The sequence below is a fragment of the Paenarthrobacter sp. genome (genome assembly GCF_031180005.1).
In the GTDB taxonomy this organism is placed as follows: domain Bacteria; phylum Actinomycetota; class Actinomycetes; order Actinomycetales; family Micrococcaceae; genus Arthrobacter.
Genome location: NZ_JAPSHI010000018.1, coordinates 42,109 through 58,258, shown reverse-complemented (window position 1 = coordinate 58,258; position 16,150 = coordinate 42,109). Strand labels below are relative to the sequence as shown.

13 protein-coding genes and 2 tRNA genes are annotated in these 16,150 nt (G+C 61.5%); 10 read left to right on the top strand and 5 right to left on the bottom strand.

Annotated features, from left to right (window positions below; genetic code table 11):
- Nucleotides 1–72: 72 nt before the first annotated feature.
- Nucleotides 73–1,104, top strand: a complete 1,032-nt coding sequence (locus RIF72_RS13895) for an NAD-dependent epimerase/dehydratase family protein (protein WP_309075449.1) — start codon at nucleotides 73–75, stop codon at nucleotides 1,102–1,104.
- Here RIF72_RS13895 and RIF72_RS13890 read toward each other — a convergent pair.
- Both RIF72_RS13890 and pepN read right to left on the bottom strand, forming a co-directional pair.
- Complete coding sequence (locus tag RIF72_RS13890) at nucleotides 1,101–1,580, bottom strand: OsmC family protein (RefSeq protein WP_091467995.1); 480 nt, start codon at nucleotides 1,578–1,580, stop codon at nucleotides 1,101–1,103. The two genes, RIF72_RS13895 and RIF72_RS13890, sit on opposite strands and share 4 nt — an antisense overlap.
- A 58-nt stretch (nucleotides 1,581–1,638) precedes the next feature.
- Nucleotides 1,639–4,200 (bottom strand): aminopeptidase N, encoded by a 2,562-nt coding sequence (pepN, locus tag RIF72_RS13885; protein WP_309075448.1) that lies wholly within the window; start codon nucleotides 4,198–4,200, stop codon nucleotides 1,639–1,641.
- A gap of 131 nt (nucleotides 4,201–4,331) precedes the next feature.
- On the opposite strand from pepN, the gene RIF72_RS13880 reads away from it, so the two are divergent.
- The 3 genes from RIF72_RS13880 (at nucleotide 4,332) to RIF72_RS13870 (ending at nucleotide 6,785) form a co-directional block, all read left to right on the top strand.
- Nucleotides 4,332–5,336 carry a hypothetical protein gene (locus RIF72_RS13880; protein WP_309075447.1) on the top strand — a complete coding sequence of 335 codons (1,005 nt, stop codon included), beginning with the start codon at nucleotides 4,332–4,334 and terminating at the stop codon, nucleotides 5,334–5,336.
- 79 nt (nucleotides 5,337–5,415) lie between these two features.
- Nucleotides 5,416–5,898, top strand: coding sequence for a ribose-5-phosphate isomerase (locus tag RIF72_RS13875; RefSeq protein WP_375164232.1), 483 nt, complete (start codon nucleotides 5,416–5,418; stop codon nucleotides 5,896–5,898).
- A complete protein-coding gene (locus tag RIF72_RS13870; RefSeq protein WP_309075446.1) occupies nucleotides 5,898–6,785 on the top strand; it encodes a DNA-formamidopyrimidine glycosylase family protein in 888 nt (295 codons plus the stop codon). Before RIF72_RS13875 ends, RIF72_RS13870 begins: the two co-directional genes overlap by 1 nt.
- Before the next feature lie 56 nt (nucleotides 6,786–6,841).
- Here RIF72_RS13870 and RIF72_RS13865 read toward each other — a convergent pair.
- Nucleotides 6,842–6,915: transfer RNA gene (locus RIF72_RS13865), tRNA-Gly, on the bottom strand.
- Between the two features lie 127 nt (nucleotides 6,916–7,042).
- Between RIF72_RS13865 and RIF72_RS13860 the strand changes: the two genes are divergently transcribed.
- From RIF72_RS13860 to RIF72_RS13835, 6 genes are all read left to right on the top strand, one after another.
- A tRNA-Pro gene (locus RIF72_RS13860) sits at nucleotides 7,043–7,117 on the top strand.
- A gap of 69 nt (nucleotides 7,118–7,186) precedes the next feature.
- Nucleotides 7,187–8,569, top strand: coding sequence for a trigger factor (gene tig, locus RIF72_RS13855; protein WP_309075445.1), 1,383 nt, complete (start codon nucleotides 7,187–7,189; stop codon nucleotides 8,567–8,569).
- Nucleotides 8,570–8,789: 220 nt separating this feature from the next.
- Entirely contained in the window at nucleotides 8,790–9,401 is a 612-nt protein-coding gene (locus tag RIF72_RS13850) for an ATP-dependent Clp protease proteolytic subunit (RefSeq protein ID WP_014922040.1), read from the top strand.
- A gap of 39 nt (nucleotides 9,402–9,440) precedes the next feature.
- Nucleotides 9,441–10,100 carry an ATP-dependent Clp protease proteolytic subunit gene (locus RIF72_RS13845; RefSeq protein ID WP_011775058.1) on the top strand — a complete coding sequence of 220 codons (660 nt, stop codon included), beginning with the start codon at nucleotides 9,441–9,443 and terminating at the stop codon, nucleotides 10,098–10,100.
- 182 nt (nucleotides 10,101–10,282) lie between these two features.
- Nucleotides 10,283–11,572, top strand: a complete 1,290-nt coding sequence (gene clpX, locus RIF72_RS13840) for an ATP-dependent Clp protease ATP-binding subunit ClpX (protein WP_309075444.1) — start codon at nucleotides 10,283–10,285, stop codon at nucleotides 11,570–11,572.
- A gap of 79 nt (nucleotides 11,573–11,651) precedes the next feature.
- Nucleotides 11,652–12,296, top strand: coding sequence for a DsbA family protein (locus RIF72_RS13835; RefSeq protein WP_309075443.1), 645 nt, complete (start codon nucleotides 11,652–11,654; stop codon nucleotides 12,294–12,296).
- Between the two features lie 11 nt (nucleotides 12,297–12,307).
- On the opposite strand, the gene RIF72_RS13830 is transcribed toward RIF72_RS13835, so the two are convergent.
- Both RIF72_RS13830 and valS read right to left on the bottom strand, forming a co-directional pair.
- Entirely contained in the window at nucleotides 12,308–13,183 is an 876-nt protein-coding gene (locus RIF72_RS13830) for a DNA-formamidopyrimidine glycosylase family protein (RefSeq protein ID WP_309075442.1), read from the bottom strand.
- A gap of 341 nt (nucleotides 13,184–13,524) precedes the next feature.
- Nucleotides 13,525–16,146, bottom strand: coding sequence for a valine--tRNA ligase (gene valS / locus RIF72_RS13825; RefSeq protein ID WP_309075441.1), 2,622 nt, complete (start codon nucleotides 16,144–16,146; stop codon nucleotides 13,525–13,527).
- Between the last annotated feature and the right edge of the window lie 4 nt (nucleotides 16,147–16,150).

Sequence of the window (16,150 nt, the reverse complement as noted above, 5' to 3'; positions counted from 1 at the left end):
TGTCGTCGGCCCGTGTTCGCCGGGCGCGGAACACTCTGTCCACCTACAACCCTAGCGCCGTAGCGTGACGGTATGCGCATCCTGGTCTTGGGCGGTACAGCCTTCCTGTCAGCAGAAATCGCCCGGCAGGCTGTAGAAGCCGGACATGAGGTCACCTGTTTGGCACGCGGCAGTTCAACAACCCCGCCCGACGGCGTCACTTGGGTAAGGAGCGACCGCGGGGCGGGTGCAACGGCCTTCGCGGAGATCGACGGAAGCTGGGACGAAGTGGTGGATGTTTCCCGGGATCCGGTACAGGCACGTGTGGCACTGGACGTGCTGGGCCCTTCCGCCGCTCATTGGACCTTTGTTTCAAGTTGCTCCGTGTACGCGGACCACTCAATGCCCGACGCGGATGAGAATGCGGCCCTCTTGGAGCCCTTGCCTGAAGGCCAGGCAGGGACCCCGGAAACGTATGGGGAGTCCAAGTCGGCGATCGAGCAAATGACGCTTGCCGCTGTGGGGGAAAAGGCGCATATCGTCCGGGCGGGACTCATTGGCGGACCCGGAGACGGCACCGACAGATACGGTTATTGGCCTGCCCGATTCGCTGCGAACACTGACACGGTACTGGTCCCGGACATCCCGGACGACGCCACCCAGATCATTGATGTCCGGGATCTCGCGGCGTGGATCCTGCAGTCCGCGGAGGAAGGGCTGACGGGAATTTACAACGCTTTGGGAGAGGTAGTGCGGTTCGAGGACTACATCGTCGAGTCCCAGCGGGCGGTTGGAACCGCAAATGGGGACGGAAATTCAGCAACTGACAGGGCAGACCAGGACGTCATCAGGCCTGACGCAGATTGGCTCGTGCAGCGCGGTGTCGAGTACTGGTCCGGCCAGGATTCCCTGCCCCTGTGGCTCCCGGCAGGCTACGACGGTTTTCAAGCGCGGACAAACCGCGCTGCTCGCGAGCGCGGAATGGTGCTGCGGCCGTGGCAGGAAACCCTGGCGGCCGCACTCGAGGATGAACGGGCGCGAGGCTTGGACAGGAACCGCAAAGCCGGCCTGAGCCGTGAAACGGAACAAAGGCTCGTGGCACTCTGGCAGCTCGAACAGCGTTAGGCTGCTGCCGCCGTCGTGATCGGTTCGTGGAGTACCGGGAAGTTGACGCTGCGGGCGATGAAGCAGACCTGGTTGGCTTCATGGTGAAGCTGCGGGACCAAGCTTTCGTGGGCGGGATCGGCAATGATGACGTGAGGCTTCAGGGTGACGCTTTCGAACTGCCCGCTGCCGTCCCGGTTGAGCTTCATGAGGCCTTCGGCGTTGTCCTCGTAGCCGGTAACTACCACCCCATGCTTGACGGCCACGTGCAGGAAGGACAACATGTGGCATTGCGAGAGGGCCGCAAGTAACAACTGTTCCGGGTTGTAGCGTGTCCGGTCGCCGTGGAACGTCGGATCTGCTGAGCCCTTCAAGGTGGGCAAGCCACTGATTTCGACGTCGTGGTCCCTTGAATATCCCCGGTAACTGGCCGTGCCTTCGCCGAGGTTTCCGGTCCAGCGGACGGTCAGTGCGTAATGGTGTTCGTGGAGGCCCATGCGGACAGTTTAGCTTTGGGGCCACAACCGTCCGCACGGGCCTCACGATCCTGCGGGCTTAGACGTCTGCTGCCCTTGCGCGCAGTGCCCGGGCTACGCTGTCCCGGTTTTCCAGCATCATGCGGCGCAGTGCTGCGCTCTCCTCCGGAAGACCGGCCAGGAACTGGTCCGTGCGATCCACTGTGGCCTGCGTGGTGAGCTGTGCCGGGTAGAGACCCACAACAATCTGCTGGGCCAGGGCGTGCGTTCGTTCCTCAACGATTCCAGGTACGGCCTCGAAGTACTTCTCTGCGAAAGGTTCCAACAAGCCGGTGTCCACGACACGCATGAAGCCGGCCACGGCTGAGGCTTGCAAGGCGTTGGAGAGTTCTCCTTTGACCACGATCGAGTCCCAAGCTGCTGCCTTGGCCTCCGGGGTGGGGATGGCTGCTGTCGCCTGGGCTGCTGCATTTTGGCCGTTGGAAGTGTTGTCCCGGGAAAGCTCCTCGTCGATCCGGGCTTGGCCCTGCCGACCGCCGGCAACAAGGGCCGTCAGCAGTTCCCAACGCATGTCTTGGTCGATGCTGAGTCCTTCGAGGGTCTCCGTACCGTCCAAAAGGGCCTGAAGACGGTCGAACTGTCCGCCACTGCGGGCCAGCTGGGCGTACGACTTGGCGAACTGCAGCTGGGCATCCGAACCTGCGACAGCTGCCGATGCGAGCTCCCACAACTTGTCCGCAGCCGCGATCGTCGAGTCGAGCTTGTGATCGGCGGCCACGAAATAGGTCAAGGTGGTGGCGAGCTGACGCAGCTGCACCAGGATCACGGAGGAGTCTGTTTCCGAGGCGATGTTCGCCAGGATCAGCTCCACGTAGCCGCGGGCCGGGGTTTCGCCGTCGCGGGCCGCGTCCCAGGCCGAACCCCACACCAAAGTGCGGGGCAGACTGGTGGCGAAGTCCTTCAGGTGCGCCTTGGCGGTGGCAAGGGAGTGCTCATCGAGGCGGACCTTGGCATACGCGAGGTCGTCGTCGTTCAACAGGATCAGGTCCGGCCGGGCTTTGCCAACCAAGGCAGGTACCTCGGTACGGGGGCCATCGACGTCGAGTTCCTCGCGGTGGGTCCGCTCCAGCTTGCCTTCGCCCGAGAGCGAGTAGAAGCCAACGGCCAGGCGGTGCGGGCGGAGCGTGGGCTGCTCGTCGATCGCGGTCTGCAGGATCGCGAAATTGGTAATGTTGCCGTCCGCGGCAACGGTCAACTCCGGGGCGAGGGTGTTCACCCCTGCAGTTTCGAGCCAGAGCTTGCCCCACGCGTCCAGGTCGCGACCGGAGGCAGCTTCGAGCTCCACCATGAGGTCCGCGAGCTCGGTGTTTTTCCAAGCGTGCTTGGCGAAGTACGTGCGGACGCCTGCCATGAACTGTTCAGGTCCCACCCAGGCCACCAGCTGTCGCAGGACAGAGGCGCCTTTAGCGTAGGTGATGCCGTCGAAGTTCACCTCGACGTCTTCGAGGTTGTTGATCTCGGCGAAGATCGGATGTGTGGTGGGCAACTGGTCCTGTTTGTAGGCCCAGGACTTTTCCACGGAGGCGAACGTGGTCCAGGCCCGGTCGAATTCGGTGTTCTCTACGGCGGCCAGGTGAGACATGTATTCGGCAAAGGATTCGTTGAGCCAGAGATCGTTCCACCAACGCATGGTTACCAGGTCCCCGAACCACATGTGCGCAAGCTCGTGCAGGACCGTGATGGCGCGCCGCTCAATCTGCGCACCCGTGACCTTTCCACGGAAAACGTAGCCTTCCAGGATGGTCACGGCACCGGCATTCTCCATGGCTCCGGCATTGAACTCCGGGACGAAGAGCTGGTCGTACTTCTCGAACGGGTACGGGAATCCGAATTGTGCCTCGAAGAACTCGAAGCCCTGGCGGGTCAGTTCAAAGATGTTGTCCGCGTCGAGGTACTGCATGAGTGACTTGCGGGCAAATACTCCCAGCGGGATGACGCGGCCATCTGAGCTGGTGACCTCGGAACGGACCGACTGGTACGGTCCGGCGATCAAGGCCGTGACGTAGGAAGACAGACGGGGCGTGGGGGCAAATTTCCACACCGAACGTGCGGTGCCGTCCTCGGTGCCAGGGGCTTCAACGGGAACCGGCGTGGGGGAGTTGGAGATCACGTCCCAATGCGAAGGAGCGGTGACGGTAAACGTGAAGCTGGCTTTCAGGTCGGGCTGTTCAAAGACGGCGAACATGCGCCTGGAGTCAGGAACTTCGAACTGCGTATAGAGGTAAACCTCACCATCAACAGGGTCAACGAATCGGTGGAGTCCCTCACCGGTGTTCATGTAGGGAGCGTCTGCCACCACCACGAGTTCGTTGTCCGCTGACAGATCCGGGAGCTGGATGCGGACGCCGTCAGACACCTCCGCAGGGTTCAGCTCGGTGCCGTTAAGAGTCACGCTGTGGACCGCTGCGGTGATGGCATCGATGAACGTGGACGATCCCGGCTCCGCGGAAAACTTCACAACAGTGGTGGAGCCGAAGGTCTCTGCTCCCTGGGTCAGGTCCAGGGTGACGTTGTACGACTCGACGTTGAGTAGTTCGGCGCGCGTGGCGGCTTCATCGCGCGTAAGATTCAGGCCTGGCAAGTGGTGCCTCCGGAGATTTGGGATGGCCGGCCCGTCATGGCCGGCCGCTGGTGTGAAGTCATTCTTTCACTCCACGCCGGGAAGGCAAGGAGCGGGCACCACAGTGTCGCGCCACGGAGTAGCGTTGGATTATGGCATCGTTCCGGGACACCCTCGATTTCCGCGCACTGAGGTTTGCGGTCGCCTTTCCGTTGCTGCTCGCCGTCGGGTTTGTCGTGTGCGCCCAGATGCTGCGCAACGACCTCCCAAACCCGGTCGCGGTTATGTGGAGCGCCGACGGCGGCTCTTCCTTCGCTCCTTTCGGCGCCTACGTGGCAGGCGGCGCTGCCCTCATCACCTTCTGCGGTTGGGCAGTCTTCCTTCAAGCGGTATCGATTTCCCGGCCGGTGGTCATGCGCCGCGTCATGATGGGTGTGGGCCTCATGGTCAGCCTTTTCATCACCACCGTGTTGGCTGCAGGTTTGGTCGGCCAGTCCGGGCTGGCGGACGCGCGCGAATCCCACGTTGATCCGATCGTGCTGGCCATGGGCAGCGGAGCCGCTGTGGCGCTGGGCGTCGTCATGATGTTCGCCTTTAAGCCGGACCCTCGTTGGACCAGGGAAGATGACGTTGCGCTCGAAGAAGAGTTGCGACTTCTCGAAGATCCCGATCTCGCCCGCGACACGCTCCGGCTGTGGGTGCATGCCCGGAGTTCCGTTTTCGTCATGATCATAGTCTCGGCACTGTTCCCCGCTGCGCTGATAGCGGTGGCAGTTCCATGGCTCGGTGCCTTGGTAGCAGCGGCGGCCCTCATCGGCGCAGGTTTCCTGTTCGCACGGGTGCGGGCGGACAGGGGAGGGTTGCAGGTATTCGCCGGCGGGATCGTCCGCGTCCTGACCGTCCCCGCCGTCGACATCGCTGCGGCAGCCCCTGCGGACGTAAAGGCGGCAGATTATGGCGGGTGGGGCTGGCGGCACCACGACGACGCCACCGCGATGCTCGTCAGCAGTGGCCCTGCCGTCGTCGTAAGGAAACTTAACGGAGGCCGGGTGGCACTGAGTGCAGGGACCCAGGCCTCTGCAGACAAACTCGCCGGTGTCCTCAACAGGGCAGCGCATCGGGCCCATGGCGACGGGCAGGCCCAACAACCCGGGTAGCGGTACCCTAGGTAGCGCATCCCTCAACGCCGCGCCCGGCAATATGCCGTACCCGCGCGCCAGAAAGAATGGACTTCCTGTGACTACACCCCGCGTCCACATCGCTACGGACCACGCCGGCATGGAACTCAGTGCCCACCTGGTCAGCCACCTCACGGCCAAAGGCTACGAAGTGGTGGATCACGGGCCCAAAGAGTACGACGCCCTGGATGACTACCCCTCTTTCTGCATCAATGCCGGCCTTGCTGTGGTGGCAGACCAGAAAGCCGGTGTGCACGCTCTCGGCATTGTGCTGGGCGGCTCGGGCAATGGGGAGCAGATTGCTGCCAACAAGGTCAAAGGCGTCCGCGCTGCCCTCGCATGGAACCTGTCCACCGCGAAGTTGGCCCGCGAACACAATGACGCCAACGTTGTGGCTGTCGGCGGACGCCAGCACACCGTTGAAGAGGCCACAGAGCTCATCGAAGCGTTCCTGCAGGAACCCTTCAGCAACGACGAACGCCACGTTCGCCGGATCGGAAAAATTGCGGTGTACGAAACCACCGGCGAGATCGTCGAGTAGTGCCTGAGGGGCATTCGGTCCATAGGCTGGCCCGCCAGTTCCAGGATGTTTTTGGCGGCCGGCGTTTGGATGTTTCCAGCCCGCAAGGGAGGTTCGCCGCCGGCGCGGAGCTACTCACCGGGCACATCTTGGTTGAAGCCACCGCCCACGGCAAGCAGCTCTTCCTCAGGTTTGACCACGAGCTCTTCCTCCACGTCCACCTGGGCCTTTACGGTGCGTGGAGCTTTGGCGGCGATAGTTCCTTTACAGGTGCCTCCAGCATCGGGGCTCCACGGCGTATCGGCGAACGGGAGGCTGGCCCCGCTTCCGACGACGGCGACTACGCCGGCCCACCTCCTCCCGTGGGCGCAGTGCGTGTCCGGCTGGTGTCCGGGCACGGCTGGGCCGACCTCCGTGGTGCCACCACCTGTGCCACGATAACGGCAGCTGAGGCGGCGGCCGTGGTGGCGCGCCTGGGCCCGGACCCGCTGCACAACCGGCCAGGAGACCGCGAGGAGTTCATCCGCCGCCTGCGCCGCCGCAAGACCGCGGTGGCCCTGCTCTTGATGGACCAGTCCGTCTTGGCCGGGGTCGGCAACATCTACAGGGCCGAGGTGTTGTTCCGGCAAGCAGTCGACCCCTGGACGCCGGGAAGCACCATTGATGCTGAAACCGCTGGTCGTCTATGGGACGACACCGTGGACACCATGTCCGACGGCGTCCGTGACGGACGGATTGTTACAACGCCTTCCACGCTGTGGACTGGCGGCGGTGCTGTAGCGCCCGACGCCGATGCCCACTTCGTCTATAAGCGCGACGGCATGCCCTGCCGGGCGTGCGGGACGCCGGTGGGGATGACGGAACTAGGTGCGCGCAAGTTGTATTGGTGTCCCGGCTGCCAGGTGTAGAACTCATCTTTGTATAAGAAAAGAGGGCCCCGATCCGTGGATCGGGGCCCTCTGCATGGAGGGGACGACGGGAATCGAACCCGCGTAATCAGTTTGGAAGACTGAGGCTTTACCATTAAGCTACGTCCCCAAGCGGATGTCCTTGTTCAGGACATCTTCCTGGTGGCTGTTGAAGCCGGGTACTACTAAACCTAATTCCGGCGGCAGTGTCAAATGTGCATTCCGGGCTCGCTTGCCCGTAGACTGTCCTGTGCATTCGGGGTGTAGCTCAGCTTGGCTAGAGCGCCTGCTTTGGGAGCAGGAAGTCGCAGGTTCAAATCCTGTCACCCCGACTCTGTGTTTGTGTCCGCTTCAGGGGCACGGCAGAACCCCATACCCACAAAATCAGGAGTACTTAGACTGTGAAGAGCGCTGTCGAGAACCTCACCGCAACGCGGGTCAAGCTCAACGTTGAGGTTCCCTTTGAGGAACTGAAGCCGAGCATCGATGCCGCGTACAAGACCGTTGCTTCGCAGATCCAGGTTCCCGGATTCCGCAAGGGCAAAGTTCCCTCCAAGCTGATCGACCAGCGCGTTGGCCGTGGCTACGTTCTGGAGACTGCCATCAACGATGGCCTCAACGGCTGGTACCAGGCTGCAGTTCAGGAAACGGGCGTTCGCCCCCTGAGCCGTCCCGAAGTTGAAATTACCGAGGTTCCGGACCCGTCCGCAACTGATGGCGAACTCAAATTCCAGGTGGAAATCGACGTCCGCCCCGAGATCGAGCTGCCGGACTACGCCGGCATCAAGGTTGAGGTTGCTGCTGCTGAGTCTTCCGAAGCTGACGTTGACAAGGCGCTGGACGAACTGCGTGGCCGTTTCGGCACACTGAAGTCCGTTGAGCGTCCTGCCGAGAACGACGACTTCCTGACCATCGACATCACCGCCACGATTGACGGCGAAGACATCGATTCCGCTTCCGGGCTTTCCTACCAGGTTGGTGCGGGCACCATGCTCGAAGGCCTCGACGAAGCCGTGACCGGCCTCTCCGCCGACGAAGAAGCAATCTTTGAGACCACGCTGGTTGGCGGCGACCACGCCGGCGAGTCCGCGCAGGTGAAGGTTGTTGTCAAGGCTGTCAAGGAACGCGAACTCCCCGAGGCAAATGACGACTTTGCCCAGCTCGCCTCCGAGTTTGACACCCTTGCCGAACTCCGTGAAGACCTCGCCAAGCAGGCTGCGGACTCCAAGGTCGTCGAGCAGGGCGTTGAAGCGCGCGACAAGGTCCTGGACAAGCTCGTTGAGCTCGTTGAGGTTCCTGTTCCGGATTCCGTCGTCGAGGAGCAGATCGAAGCTCACTTCAACCCGGAGAACGCGCACGGCGAAGGTGAGCACGACACCGAGGAGCACCGCGCCGAGGTCAAGGCCAATACCGAGCGTGCCTTCCAGAACGAGATCATCCTCGACGCCATTGCGGACAAGGAAGAAGTAGACGTCAGCCAGAACGAGCTGATCGACTACATCGTTACCACCGCAAGCCAGTACGGCATGGATCCCAACCAGTTCGCCCAGATCATTGATCAGAGCGGCCAGGTTCCCATGATGGTTTCCGAGGTTCGCCGCCGCAAGGCCCTGGCCGTTGTGCTGGGTCAGGCTGAGGTAGTCGACTCCGAGGGCAACAAGGTTGACCTCACCGACTTCGTCCGCCCCGCCGGCGAAGCAGCAGCCGAAGAAGCTGCAGCTGTTGAAGCAAGCGAAGAAGCCGACGTTGTCGCAAGCGACGACCCCGCAGCAGTGAAGTTCTAGTCAACGACTTCAACCGGCCCCGGATCAATTGATCCGGGGCCGGTTTGCTTTAACGCTGAACATTGGTGCTGAACGCAGACGTGCGCCGTCAGCGAACAGTGCGATTTCGGCGAACAAATCACCCGCGAAAACGGTTAGTGTCCAAGTAGTGAAGTTCAGTGAGGTCACTGGCACCAGCGAGAGGTAAGTACTTATGTCACAGCAATCAGAGGCTCCCCGGATGGCAACTGTCGATCCCGCAGCCCAGGACAACTACATCTACAACCGCCTGCTGAAAGAGCGCATCATCTGGCTCGGCTCTGAGGTCCGTGACGAGAACGCCAACGCCATCTGCTCGCAGCTCCTCCTCCTCTCGGCCGAAGACCCGGAGAAGGACATCTACCTGTACATCAACTCACCGGGTGGTTCCGTGACGGCCGGCATGGCCATCTACGACACCATGCAGTTCATCCCGAACGACGTCGTTACCGTGGCAACCGGCCTGGCAGCGTCAATGGGCCAGTTCCTCCTTTCCTCCGGCACCAAGGGCAAGCGTTATGCCACGCCCAACGCCCGTATTCTGATGCACCAGCCGTCGGGCGGCATCGGCGGCACGGCGTCGGACATCAAGATTCAGGCCGAACTGATTCTGCACATGAAGAAGGTCATGGCCGAACTCACGGCAGAGCAGACCGGGCAGTCCGTGGAGACGATCCTCAAGGACAACGACCGCGACAAGTGGTTTACGGCTACTGAAGCCCTGGAATACGGCTTCTTCGACAAGATCTCGGCGCACGCCGGTTCTGTGGCCGGTGGCGGCGGAACGGCCAACCAGTCGAACTCCGAAAACTAACCGGCACAAAGAACCACTGAAACCCCAGGAGTAAAGAACATGAACTACAACTTCGGATGGTCTGCCGGTAATCTCCCGTCCAGCCGTTACGTCCTGCCCCAGTTCGAGGAGCGTACGCCGTACGGCTTCAAGCGCCAGGACCCGTACACCAAGCTGTTCGAGGACCGCATCATCTTCCTGGGTGTCCAGGTTGATGATGCATCCGCTGACGACATCATGGCCCAGCTGCTGGTCCTCGAGTCGACTGATCCGGACCGTGACATCACTCTGTACATCAACTCGCCTGGTGGCTCGTTCACTGCCATGACGGCCATCTACGACACCATGCAGTACATCCGTCCGGAAATCCAGACGGTGTGCCTGGGGCAGGCAGCCAGCGCTGCCGCGGTCCTGCTTGCTGCTGGTACGCCCGGGAAGCGCCTGGCCCTGCCGAACGCCCGCGTGCTGATTCACCAGCCGGCTCTTTCCGGTGGTCAAGGCGGACAGGCCTCGGACCTCGAGATCCAGGCGGCTGAAGTCATGCGTATGCGCACCTGGCTCGAGGACACACTGGCTCACCACTCGGGCCGCACTTCCGAGCAGGTCAACAACGACATCGAGCGAGACAAGATCCTCACTGCCGCGGACGCCCTGAGCTACGGTCTCATCGACCAGGTTCTGGACTCCCGTAAGATCAAGCCCCAGGCAATCGCCCGGTAAAGCACGGATTTCGACGCCGGTGCGGTTCACGAAATATGAACCGCACCGGCGTTCTGTTTCCACCCAAGCAGCCCATTGTGACCTAGAGTGGATGTTGTCACGGTGGTGCCAACCGCGGCGTGGCCGCACACTTAAGTACGGCGCGGAGCCGCATCACCCGCATGCAACGAAGGGATTCCCACATGGCTCGGATTGGCGAGAGCACGGATCTGCTGAAGTGTTCTTTCTGCGGAAAGAGCCAGAAGCAGGTACGGAAGCTGATTGCCGGGCCCGGTGTGTACATCTGCGATGAGTGCATCGAGCTTTGCAACGAGATCATCGAAGAAGAACTCGCTGAAGTCTCCGATCTCGGTAGTTTTGAGTTGCCAAAGCCTCGTGAGATTTTCGACTTCCTGCAGGAATACGTCATCGGCCAGGAACCCGCCAAACGTTCCCTGGCGGTAGCGGTTTACAACCACTACAAGCGCATTCAGGCCGGGCACGCGCCTAAGGCTGGCAGCCTCGGTGAGGGCCCGCACCACGAGGATGTCGAGATCGCCAAGTCCAATATCCTCCTAATCGGCCCTACGGGTTGCGGCAAGACTTACCTGGCCCAGACGCTGGCTCGTCGCCTCAATGTGCCGTTTGCCGTAGCTGACGCCACCGCGTTGACGGAAGCTGGCTATGTTGGCGAGGACGTCGAGAACATCCTGCTCAAGCTCATCCAGGCCGCTGACTATGACGTCAAGAAGGCCGAGCAAGGCATCATCTACATTGATGAGATCGACAAAATCTCCCGTAAGAGTGAGAACCCGTCGATCACCCGCGACGTCTCGGGCGAAGGTGTACAGCAAGCACTCTTGAAAATTCTGGAGGGTACAGTCGCCTCTGTTCCGCCCCAAGGTGGTCGGAAACACCCGCACCAGGAATTCATCCAGATTGATACCACCAACGTTCTCTTCATTGTGGCCGGTGCGTTCGCCGGGCTGGAAGACATCATCGGTTCGCGCTCCGGACGCAAGGGCATCGGATTCGGTGCACCGCTCAACGAGGCTCGGGACAACGTGGACACCTACGGCGAAGTCATGCCGGAGGATTTGCTCAAGTTCGGCCTCATTCCGGAATTCATCGGCCGACTCCCTGTCATCACCACAGTATCGAGCCTCGATCGGCCCGCGCTGATCCAGATCCTCTCTACCCCAAAGAACGCTTTGGTGAAGCAGTACCAGAAGATGTTCCAGTTGGACGGCGTAGAGCTGCAGTTCGACGACGACGCCTTGGACGCCATAGCGGACCAAGCCCTTGAACGTGGCACTGGTGCACGTGGCCTCAGGGCCATCATGGAGGATGTGCTGCTGCCCGTTATGTTCGATCTCCCCAGCAGGGACGACATCGCAACTGTGGTGATCACCGCGGACGTCGTGGCCAAGAAAGCCCAGCCCACCATGATCGCCCACGACGTCGTGGCCAAGCGCCGGAATAAGTCGGCTTAGCCTCCTGTTGGCCTAAACAAGACACGGTTCCACCGGGACCTTTGTCACGCCACCGTCACACCTTTCAGAGGAGTTCCCTGTGCCCGAACAGCTTGTGCCCGAACAGCTTGCGACCGAAGAGAACGTCAACAAGGCTGATTTCTGGTTCGACCCCGTATGCCCCTTCGCATGGATCACATCGCGCTGGATCGGTGAGGTGGAGCAGGTGCGGGGCATCGAGACCGAATGGCACGTCATGAGCCTCTCAGTGCTCAATGAGGGCCGTGACCTCCCCGGAGATTACCGGGCCATGATGGACGACAGCTGGGGACCCGTTCGAGTCATCATTGCCGCCCAGGAGTTACACGGCAGCAGCTTTGTCAAGCCCCTGTATGACGCCATGGGGGAGCAGATCCACCACGAAGGTAACAAGGACCGCGCGTCGGTGATCCGGAAGGCCCTCGCCGAGACCGGACTTCCCGCTGACCTGGCACGCTTTGCAGCCTCAGATGAATACGATGCCCAGCTGCGCGCAAGCCACGAAGCCGGTATTTCGTTGGTGGGCCAGGACGTCGGAACTCCCGTGGTAGCCGTCAACGGCACGGCGTTCTTCGGTCCTGTCCTTACACGGATTCCCCGGGGCGAAGAAGCAGGAAAGCTCTGGGATGCCACGGTGACTTTGGCTGGCTACCCCCACTTCTTCGAGCTGAAGCGCAGCCGAACTGAAAGCCCTGAATTCAACTAGCGGCTCAGCCTCTACTTCAGGAACCGTGATGTCCGGCGGTCGGCGAGAATCTTCCTGTTGGTCTGGCAGGTAGGGCAATACTGAAGTGAGGTGTCCGCGAAGGACACCTCACGGACGGTATCCCCACACACCGGGCAGGGCTGGCCAGTCCTGGCATGCACCCGGAAATTGCTGCGCTTGGTGTCCTTGAGTTCGCTGGACGGTTTGCCGGCTGCTGCGTTGACGGCACCTACCAGGATCTCCTGCATTGCCTCAAACAGCCGGGCCACCGTCTCCTGGTCCAAGGACTTGGCGGTGGCAAAGGGCGAAATCCTGGCGGCGTGGAGAATCTCGTCGCTGTAGGCATTGCCAATTCCGGCGATGACGCTCTGGCTTCGCAGCAGGCCTTTGATTTGTTGCGAACTGGAGCCGAGGATTGCAGCCAGCGCTTCGAGATCAAAATCGGGGCTGAGCGGTTCGGGTCCAAGGGTGGCTACTCCCGGAACGTCTTGCGGATCTTTCACCACGTAGATGGCGAGGCTCTTTTTGGTTCCCGCTTCGGTCAAGTCCACGCCAATGTGCGCGTCGTCGGCAGGGCGGTGGAGTAGGAGGCGTGCCGAGATGTTGCTTTTGCCCAGGCGCAGCCCGGCCGAGGACGGGTGCTCGGTGTACCTGACCCAGCCGGCCTTCGCTAAATGGAAGACGAAGAACAGGCCGTCAGCGTCAAGGCAAACGAACTTCCCTCTGCGTTTTACGCCGAGAATGGTCCGGCCCTCAAGAGCCGTGTAGGGAGGATCCGCCGTCTTGAGTGCAGAGACGGAGTTGATGCGGACGTCGGTCAGCACGGCTCCATGGAGTTGGGTGTCCAAGTACATGCACAGGCCGTGCACTTCGGGGAGTTCCGGCATGGTCAATACTTTGCCACAGACAGCCATCTGCCCGCAGGAAAACTACAGCTTTGTAGTTCTTTCGAACCCCTTGTGCATCGTCCTCAGCGGGACAACAATAGTTCTTACCCACTTCGAAAGAAGAGGGACACGGAAACCAAAGATTCAGTGATTGCAACCAACGCAGCCTTTGGCAAAGTTGGAAGCAACCTACCAGTGATGAGGTAGGAAGACCTGAAATTCCAAGGATTCCGCCAGACTGTCAAGACATCACCAGACAGCCGAAAAGTCGAAGCCCCACCAACGGCAAAACGCTGATGGGGCTTCCCCTTTGCCCTAAAACGGGCGGCTGACCATTTTTTCTAGGACGCGGGCTGTTCCTCGGCGGGTGCCAGGACAACATCGCTGACGGTAAGCTCACCTTCACCGGACTGGAGAGTGATCTCCTGCGCGTTAGCGGCTGCCTTCAGGTCGCCAAGGCCGGCCTTCAGCTGGGCGACCAGTACCTCAGACGCGGTAATGGACGCGGACAGCACCTCGGTACGCTGCTTCACCTTCGCCTCAGACTTGGCCTTGCGGATACCGCTGAGTGCGATCCCCACAGTGCCGAGCATCGTGGTGTCGCCATCGGTGATTTCCAAGGCTGCCGGCCACTGGGCACGGTGAACCGATCCTGTGCGCCACCAGCCCCAGACCTCTTCAGTTGCGAAGGGCAGGAACGGTGCAAACAGGCGCAGGAGTGAGTCCAGTGTGGTGGCGAGGGCTGCGAGGACGGATGCCTGCTCGGTTTCGCCGGCGGCACCGTAGGCACGGTCCTTGATGAGCTCCACGTAGTCGTCCGTGAACTGCCAGAAGAACGACTCAGTGATCTGGAGTGCGCGGGCGTAGTCGTAGTTCTCGAACGCCTTGGTGGATTGTGCAACGACGTCGGACAACTGCGCCAACAGTGCACGGTCCAACGGGTTGGACAGGACCGAAAGATCGGATGTCACCACTGAGTTCTCGGTGGCGCCGAGGTTCAGCACGAACTTCGAAGCGTTCAGCAACTTGATGGCCAGGCGGCGGCCGATCTTCATCTGGGCGATCTCGTAAGCGGTGTCGGCGCCGAGCTTGGCCGAGGCTGCCCAATAGCGGACGGCGTCCGAACCGTACTCGTTCAGCACGTCCGTGGGTACAACAACGTTGCCCTTGGACTTGGACATCTTCTTGCGGTCCGGGTCCAGGATCCAGCCGGAGATGGCGGCGTGCTTCCACGGGGCGTTCTTCTGCAGGGCATCTGCCCGAACCGCTGAGGAGAACAGCCAGGTGCGGATGATGTCGTGTCCCTGCGGACGGAGGTCGAAGGGGTAGACCTTGGAGAACAGTTCCTCGTCACGGCTCCACCCACCCACGATTTGGGGGGTCAGCGATGACGTTGCCCAGGTGTCCAGCACATCGGCGTCACCTGTGAAGCCGTTGGACTGGTCGCGCTGGGATTCCTCGAAGCCGGGAGCAGCGTCTGCGGCCGGGTCCACGGGGAGCATCTCGTCCGAAGGCAGGATGGGGTTGTCGTAGTCCGGGTTGCCCTGGGCATCCAGCGGGTACCAGACAGGGATGGGCACGCCGAAGAAGCGCTGGCGGGATACGAGCCAGTCACCGTTCAGGCCTGCGATCCAGTTCTCGTAACGCGAACGCATGAACGCGGGGTGGAAGGTAATTTCCTGTCCACGGCCGATCAGGCGTTCCCGGCGTTCCTCATCGCGGCCACCGTTGCGGATATACCACTGACGGGAGGTAACAACTTCGAGGGGCTTGTCGCCCTTCTCGAAGAAGTTCACCGGGTGTGTGATCTTCTTTGGTTCGCCGTCCAGCAGCTCCGCCGCCTTGAGCAGTTCCACCACGGCTTCCTTGGCGGAGAAAGCGGTCTTGCCGGCGATCGCAGCGTAGGCTTCCTTGCCGGCGTCGGTGGTGATCCATTCCGGGGTCTCGGCAATGATGCGCCCGTCGCGGCCCATGATGGCGCGGGTGGGCAACTGCAGTTCGCGCCACCAGGTGACGTCGGTCAGGTCGCCGAAGGTACACACCATGGCGATGCCGGAGCCCTTGTCAGCTTTGGCGAGCGGGTGAGCCTTAACTTCGAGTTCGACGTCGAACAGGGGCGACTTCACAGTCTTGCCGAAGAGCGGCTGGTACCGCTCGTCGTCGGGATTTGCCACCAGGGCGGCGCAGGCCGCAAGAAGTTCCGGGCGGGTGGTTTCGATAAAGATCTTTTCGCCATCCTCCGTGAAGAAGGGGTAGCGGTAGTAGGCGCCGGCAACTTCGCGGTCCTCCAGTTCAGCCTGCGCAACAGCGGTGCGGAACGTCACATCCCAGAGTGTGGGTGCCTCGGCCATGTACGCATCACCGGCCGAAAGGTTCGCGAGGAAGGCGCGTTGGGACACCGCACGCGAAGTGTCGTCAATGGTGCGGTAGGTGAGGTCCCAGTCCACGGACAAGCCAAGGGTCTGGAACAGGTTCTCGAAGACTTTCTCGTCCTCAACGGCGAGTTCTTCACACAGTTCGATGAAGTTCTGGCGCGATACGACGTCGAAATCGCGTTGGTTCTTGGCCGGCTGTGCGGGGGGCGTGTAGTCGGCCTTGTAGGGGATGGCGGGATCGCAACGCACGCCGTAGTAGTTCTGGACGCGGCGCTCGGTGGGCAAACCGTTGTCGTCCCAACCCATGGGGTAGAAGACGTTCTTTCCGGTCATGCGCATGTAGCGGGCCTGGACGTCAGTCTGGGTGAAGGAGAACATGTGGCCCACGTGGAGCGAGCCGGATGCCGTGGGCGGGGGAGTATCGATCGAGTAGACCTGCTCCCGGGTGGTGTCCGGGTTGAACTTGTAGGTTCCTTCCTTCAGCCAGCGCTGCGTCAGGGCAGCCTCGAGGCCTTCAAGGGCCGGCTTGTCGGGAACGTTGATTGGGGCGGTGGCGGGCGTGTCTGTACCCTGCGTTGATTCAGCCATGGGT